A 6,476-nucleotide genomic window follows, 5' to 3' on the forward strand; every position below is an offset into this window, starting at 1 on the left:
TGGCTCCTGCGCTTTTGACTATGCATCCCCTTCCGCAGCGACGGAGCCGACGGGAATAACCCGAAGGGCGGCGTGCAGGGACGCACGCCGTTTTTCTACGCGACAGGGATGTCGCGTAGAAAAATCCCGGCGGCGGAGTGGACCCGACGCGCGCAGCGCGTCGGGCGCGTAGGCAAGGCGTGCTTTCTTTGGGCCACGTTTCTTTGCACGAGCAAAGAAAGGTGGCTCGCGCCCCGAAGGGGAGCGAAAGCCTTTGATCCTGTTCCCGCCCTTGCTCTGGCTTTCCCTGGACGTCTGTACCAACGCGATAGTCAAAGGGCCAAGCCAGAGGCCAAGCATGAAAGCGGAAGATTGAAAGCAGAGCTTTCGCCCCTGCTTCGCAGGAGCGAGTTACTTCTCTTTGTTCGTGCAAAGAGAAGTAACCAAGAGAAACACGCCCCTGCCTCCGCGCCCAGCCCGCGCAGCGGGCTGGGTCCACTCCGCCGGCGGGATTTTTCGACGAGACATCCATGTCTCGTCGAAAAACGACGCGCGTCCATGCGCGCCGCCCTTCGGGTTGTTCCCACCGGCTCCGTCGCTGCGGAAGGGGAGCCGGAAGTCAAAAGCAACAGCACCAGCAACAGCAACAGCCAAAGCCAAAGCCAAAGCCAAGGCCAAGACCAAGACCAAGACCAAGGCCAAGGCCAAGGCCAAGGCCAAGGCCAAGGCCAAGGCCAAGGCCAAGGCCAAGGCCTTCATCTGGTGACATTGAATGGGGGAGCAGCCGCGGGCCGCCGGTTCGCGGCTCCCGCAACGGACGTCATGCCAGAAACAGAAACGGCGCCCTCGCGGGCGCCGTCCAGGATCGCGGGAAAGGCCGGATCAGAACTTCGGATCGAACTCGGCGGCGTGGCCGGTGTTGACGATCACCTTCTGCAGCGCCTCGCACACCTTCAGGTTGCCGGCCACTACCTGCTGGGTCTCCGGTCCCTTGTCGTCCATGCGCGCCAGGGTGGCGCCACGGTAATTGCAGACCTTGCCGCCGGCCTCGCGCACCAGCAGCACGCCGGCGGCGATGTCCCATGCCTTCACCCCGGCCTCGAAGTAGGCATCGGCGCGGCCGCAGGCCACGTAGGCCAGGTCCAGCGCCGCCGAACCGGTACGGCGGATGTCCTCGGCCTGCACCAGCAGGGTATCCACGGTCTTGAGCTGGCTGCCGGCACGGGCGCGCTCGCGCGGGGCGAAGCCGGTGTGGATCATCGTGCCTTCCAGGTCCTTGCGCTCGGCCACGCGGATGCGGCGGTCGTTGAGCACCGCGCCGGCGCCCTTGGAGGCGGTGAACAGTTCGTTGCGCAGCGGGTCGAAGATCACCGCGTCGGTGGGTTCGCCATTCTCGACCAGGGCGATCGACACGCAGTAGTGCGGGAAGCCTCGCAGGTAGTTGCTGGTGCCGTCCAGGGGATCGATGACCCACATCTGCCGGCCGTTGCCCTGCAGGCCGCCTTCCTCGCCGTAGATGCCGTAGTCCGGGTAGGCGCGCTTGAGTTCCTTGACGATCACCTTCTCGGCGTCGCCATCGACTTCGCTGGCATAGTCCATCCGGCCCTTCTGCACCACGTTCAGCGCTTCGAGCTTGTTGATGTTGCGCAACAGGACGTTGCCGGCGAGGCGTGCGGCCTTGACCATGACGGTGACGGCGGGTTTCTGCATGGCGAAGGGCTCCCGTGAAGGCGAATGGGTCGGACTGGCGGAGGAAAAGAGCGGTCCCGGCGCACGGGCCGGCCGCGCAGTTTACCATCTGCGGCTGTCCCGCTCCTGACTTTTTTCGCCATGTCCGCTTCCACCCGCATCCGTTTCGTCCTCGTCGGTACCCAGCATCCCGGCAACATCGGCGCGGCGGCGCGGGCGATGAAGACCATGGGGCTGTCGAGGCTGGTGCTGGTGGCCCCGGAGCAGCCGCTGGACGAGGTCGCCTTCCGCCGCTCGGCGGGTGCCGAGGACGTGCTGGGCGATGCCCCGGTGTTCGCCACCCTGGCCGAGGCGGTGGCCGATTGCCGGCTGGTACTGGGCTGCACCGCGCGTGCGCGCCGGGTCCAGCTGGAGGAGCTGCTGCCGGAGGTGGCCGGCCAGCGTGCGGTGGCGCGGGCGGCCGAGCCGGCGGAGGTGGCCTTCGTGTTCGGCCGCGAGCGCACCGGCCTGAGCAACGACGAGCTGCAGCTGTGCCATGCCGCGGTGCACATTCCTTCGGATCCGGAGTTCAGTTCCTTGAACCTGGCCGCGGCGGTCCAGGTGCTGGCCTACGAGGTGCGCATGGCGCAGCTGGAAGGGCAGGCCGCGCCGCCACCGGAGCCGGGGTATGGCGAGGCGCCGGCCAGCCACGCGCAGCTGGAAGGGCTGTTCGGGCAGTTCGGCGACACCCTGGACCAGATCGATTTCCACAAGGGCCGCGCCCCGGAATCGGCCATGCGCAAGCTCCGCCGCCTGTTCATGAAGGCCGACCTGTCCGAGCAGGAGGTGCGCCTGCTGCGCGGCATATTGTCCGACGCCCAGCGCATGGCCAGGCTGGCGAACGAACGGCAGAACTGAGACATCCGTCATTCGGGTTTTTTTCGGATAGTCTGTGCGGACACTCTTGGGGGAGCGCCGGTTTGCGTGTTTCAAGATGGCTCTGGGGGGCCGTGCTGGTGCTGTCCGTGGCGTTGCCCGCCGTGGCGGCGGCAGCCGAGCGTTCGGTACTGGTGCTGGGGCGTCTGAGCGACGATCCGAAGTCGCACTACGAACAACTCAAGCCGCTGCTGGACTACGTGATTCCAAGGATGCGCGACGTGGGGATCGTCGAAGGCCGCATCCTGATGGCCAAGGACATGCAGCAGATGGCCAGCTACCTGCGGCGGGGGCGGGTGGACTGGGTGACGGAGACGGCCGGTACCGCCATGGCGCTGCGCCAGCGCAGCGGCGCCGAGCCGCTGCTGCTGACCGAGCGCGGGGGTGTGGCGGCCTACCATAGTGTGTTCTTCGTCCGCCGCGACAGCCCGATCAACACACTGGAGGAGCTGAAGGGGCGCTCGCTGGCGATGCAGAGCGTCTGGTCCACCAGCTCCTACCTGGTGCCGGTGATGGAACTGCTGGCCCATGGGGTGCGCCCGGAAATCCTGCTGACCCCGCAGGACACGCCCACCGCCGACACCGTGGGCTATGTGTTCGCGCGCTCGGAGCTGAACATCTCGACCTTCGTGCACAAGCGCGTGGTCGACGCCGGCGTGGTCAGCAGTATCGACTGGCTCGACGAGCGCCGGGTGCCGGCGGTGTTCCGGCGCGACATGCGCGTGCTCTACGAGACCGAAGACGTGCCGCGCGCGGTGGAAATGGTGCGGCCGGGCATGGATCCGGCGGTGCGCAGGCGGCTGCAGGAGGTGCTGCTGGAAGCCAGCAACGACCCGACGGCCGGCCCGGCGCTGCGCAAGTTCTTCGGTACCTCGGCGTTCCATCGCCTGGACCCGGCCAGCCAGCGCGCGCTCGACCGGCTGCGCGCCGGCCTGGCCCGGGTGCGCATGGAGGTCGAATGAAACGGCCGCGCTTCGGGCTGCAGGCCCGCTTCCTGTGCGTGGCCGCCGGCGCGGTGCTGGTGGTGATCGCGATCGTCGCGGTGCTGCTGGCGCGGCAGGCGGCGGCCCAGCGCGAACTGCTGCAGGCCAGCAGCAGCGTGGTCAGCCAGGTGTTCGACGACAGCGTGCGCGAGCAGGGGACGTCGCTGGCGACGTCGCTGGCCGACGCGCTGGTCAACCCGCTGTACTTCTCCGACCTGGACGCGATCGGCGCGCTGGTGCGCAGCACCGCCAGCCAGAAGTCGGTCAGCTACGTGCTGGTGCACGACGCCGAGGGCCGGCTGATCCACGACGGCTCGGTCGAGGTCGCCGGCTACGGCCGGCAGATGCAGGACCCGCTGGCGCAGGGCGCGATCAACGCCGAGCAGCTGCGGATGCAGGAGTCGCCGATGGTGCTGGAGGTGGACCTTCCGCTGCGCATCGGCGAGCAGCGCATCGGCGGGCTGCGGCTGGGCATGGACCTGGCACCGGTACGCGCCCAGGAGGCCGAGGCCAAGGCCGCGCTGGAGCAGCGCATGGGGCTGGCCAACCGCCGCCAGCTGGCCTGGGTGATATTGATGATGGTGGCGCTGGTCGGGCTGGCGTGCCTGGTGGCGCTGTACGTGCAGCGCACCCTGGTGCAGCCGGTCCGCTGGCTTGGCGCGACCGCGCGCCGCATCGAGGCCGGCGACTACCAGGTCGAGCAGCAGGACACCCGCCGTGGCGACGAGATCGGCGAGCTGCTGCGCACGTTCGGGCGGATGGGCCAGAGCATCGCCCGCCACGACCGCGAAGTGCGGCAGATGGCCTACACCGACTCGCTCACCGGCCTGACCAACCGACTGGCGTTCCGCGAGGCGCTGGACCACCGCCTGCTTGGTGCCCGCGCCTCCGGCCAGGGGCTGGCGCTGCTGTTCATCGACATCGACGAGTTCAAGCGGGTCAATGACACCCTCGGCCACGAGGCCGGCGACGACGCGCTGCTGCAGTTCGCCCAGCGCATCGCCGCGGCGGTGGGGCAGGATGGTGGCGACGACGCCCTGCTGGCCCGCTTCGGCGGCGACGAATTCGTGATCCTGATCGGCAACGACGCGGGCCGCGTGGAGAACATGGCCACCGCCCTGGCCAAGCGCCTGGTGGCCGACCTCGGGTCGCCGCTGCAGGTGCAGGAGCGCGAAATCTTCCTGGGCAGCTCCATCGGCATCACCCTGTTCCCGGAGGATGCCACCGACGCCACCGGGCTGCTCAAGAACGGCGACATCGCCATGTACCAGGCCAAGCTGGCCGGCAAGAGCTGCTTCCGCTACTACAGCCGCGCGCTGGACCATGCGGTCGAGCGGCGCCTGCACCTCGAACAGGAACTGCGCGGCGCCTGGGAGCGCGGCGAGCTGCACCTGGTCTACCAGCCGATCTTCCGCACCCTCGACCGCATGCTGATCGGCGTCGAGGCGCTGCTGCGCTGGCAGCACCCGGTGCTGGGCGCGATCCCGCCGTCGATGTTCATCGACATCGCCGAACAGAGCGGGTTGATCCAGACCCTGGGCCCGAAGGTACTGCATGCGGCCTGCCTGCGGGCGCGGCAGTGGCCGTGCAACGGAGCCGGGGAGGAGCTGTTCGTTTCGGTCAACGTGTCGCCGCGGCAACTGCGCAGCGGCGACCTGGCAGCGGCGGTGGAGCAGTGCCTGCATGTCTCCGGGCTGGCCGCCTCGCGCCTGCACCTGGAACTGACCGAGACGGCGGTGATCGGCGACGAGATGCTGGCCGCCTCGCTGCTGGAGAAGCTGCATCGCACCGGGGTCAAGGTCTGGCTGGACGACTTCGGCACCGGCTTCTCCGGGCTGAGCCACCTGCGCCAGGTGCCGGTGGACGGGGTCAAGATCGACAAGAGCTTCGTGGCCGACCTGCAGCGCGACCCGGACGACCTGGCCCTGACCAGCGCGATCATCGCGATGGCCCATGCGCTGGGGATCACCGTGGTCGCCGAGGGCATCGAGCACCAGGCCCAGTTCGACCTGCTCAACGAGCGCGGGTGCGACCTGGTGCAGGGCTACTGGCTGGCACGCCCGCTGGATTCGGACGATCTGGTGCGGCTGCTGGACGCCGCGCCGAACCCGGCCTGAAGGCCGCCACCGGCGCACGGCCGCCGGTGCGCCACCGCGCGCAGGTCAGAGCGGGCGCTTGCCGGTGTCGCCGGCGATCTCGCGCACCAGTTTCGGTACCAGGTAGCCGGACAGGCGTGCCCGCAGCGCGGCGTGCAGTTCCAGCGCGCGCGCGTCGTCGACCTCGAAATGGGCCACGCCCTGCACCCGGTCCAGCTGGTGCAGGTAGTAGGGCAGCACGCCGGCGGCGAAGCTGCGCTCGCTCAGCGCGGCCAGTACGTCGATGTCGTCGTTGACCCCGCGCAGCAGCACCGCCTGGTTGAGCAGCTGCGCACCGGCGCCGCGCAGGCGCGCCAGCGCGGCATCGACGCTGGCGTCGAACTCGTTGGCGTGGTTGGCATGGATCACGAAGGCCAGCGGCCAGGGCAGGCCGGCCAGCCAGTGCACGAGTTCGTCGTCCACGCGTTCGGGCAGTACCACCGGCAGCCGGCTGTGGATGCGCAGGCGGCGCACGTGGGGGATCGCGGCCAGCGCCGTGGTCAGCTCCGCCAGCTTGGCGGTGGCCAGCGCCAGCGGGTCGCCGCCGGACAGGATCACCTCGTCGATCGACGGGTCGGCGGCAATGGCCGCCAGCGCCTCTTCCCAGGCGCCGCGGGCGGCGTTTTCCCCGGCATAGTCGAAATGGCGGCGGAAACAATAGCGGCAGTTGATCGCGCAGCTGCCGGTGGCCACCAGCAGGGCGCGCCCGCGGTACTTCTGGATCTGTCTCTTATAACCATCTGACGCTGCCGACGGAATGCAGTGGGTAAGGCTA

Annotated in this window: 6 protein-coding genes; 4 read left to right on the top strand and 2 right to left on the bottom strand. The window is 68.9% G+C overall.

Annotated features, from left to right (window positions below; genetic code table 11):
• Positions 1-400 precede the first annotated feature (400 nt).
• Positions 401-745, top strand: coding sequence for a hypothetical protein (locus ABB33_RS18780; protein ID WP_161809422.1), 345 nt, complete (start codon positions 401-403; stop codon positions 743-745).
• A 116-nt stretch (positions 746-861) separates the two neighbouring features.
• On the opposite strand, the gene ABB33_RS11915 is transcribed toward ABB33_RS18780, so the two are convergent.
• Positions 862-1,689 (bottom strand): inositol monophosphatase family protein, encoded by an 828-nt coding sequence (locus tag ABB33_RS11915; protein WP_054665011.1) that lies wholly within the window; start codon positions 1,687-1,689, stop codon positions 862-864.
• Positions 1,690-1,809: 120 nt separating this feature from the next.
• Between ABB33_RS11915 and ABB33_RS11920 the strand changes: the two genes are divergently transcribed.
• The 3 genes from ABB33_RS11920 to ABB33_RS11930 all read left to right on the top strand — a co-directional run bounded on the left by ABB33_RS11920 (position 1,810) and on the right by ABB33_RS11930 (position 5,683).
• Positions 1,810-2,565, top strand: coding sequence for an RNA methyltransferase (locus tag ABB33_RS11920; RefSeq protein WP_054665014.1), 756 nt, complete (start codon positions 1,810-1,812; stop codon positions 2,563-2,565).
• A gap of 62 nt (positions 2,566-2,627) precedes the next feature.
• Positions 2,628-3,545, top strand: a complete 918-nt coding sequence (locus ABB33_RS11925; RefSeq protein WP_054665017.1) for a phosphate/phosphite/phosphonate ABC transporter substrate-binding protein — start codon at positions 2,628-2,630, stop codon at positions 3,543-3,545.
• Positions 3,542-5,683 (top strand): putative bifunctional diguanylate cyclase/phosphodiesterase, encoded by a 2,142-nt coding sequence (locus ABB33_RS11930; protein WP_056932263.1) that lies wholly within the window; start codon positions 3,542-3,544, stop codon positions 5,681-5,683. The genes ABB33_RS11925 and ABB33_RS11930 overlap by 4 nt, the downstream gene beginning before the upstream one ends.
• 45 nt (positions 5,684-5,728) lie before the next feature.
• Here the strand turns inward: ABB33_RS11930 and ABB33_RS11935 are convergent.
• Positions 5,729-6,476 (bottom strand): KamA family radical SAM protein (locus ABB33_RS11935; protein WP_056932265.1); only part of this gene is annotated, 748 nt, incomplete at its 5' end.

Source organism: Stenotrophomonas acidaminiphila (genome assembly GCF_001431595.1).
Lineage (GTDB): Bacteria > Pseudomonadota > Gammaproteobacteria > Xanthomonadales > Xanthomonadaceae > Stenotrophomonas > Stenotrophomonas acidaminiphila.

Bases quoted from the DNA above. Each gene is read 5' to 3' on its own strand.
- ABB33_RS11915 (WP_054665011.1), bottom strand. From the start codon at position 1,689: ATGCAGAAACCCGCCGTCACCGTCATGGTCAAGGCCGCACGCCTCGCC.
- ABB33_RS11920 (WP_054665014.1), top strand. From the start codon at position 1,810: ATGTCCGCTTCCACCCGCATCCGTTTCGTCCTCGTCGGTACCCAGCAT.
- ABB33_RS11930 (WP_056932263.1), top strand. From the start codon at position 3,542: ATGAAACGGCCGCGCTTCGGGCTGCAGGCCCGCTTCCTGTGCGTGGCC.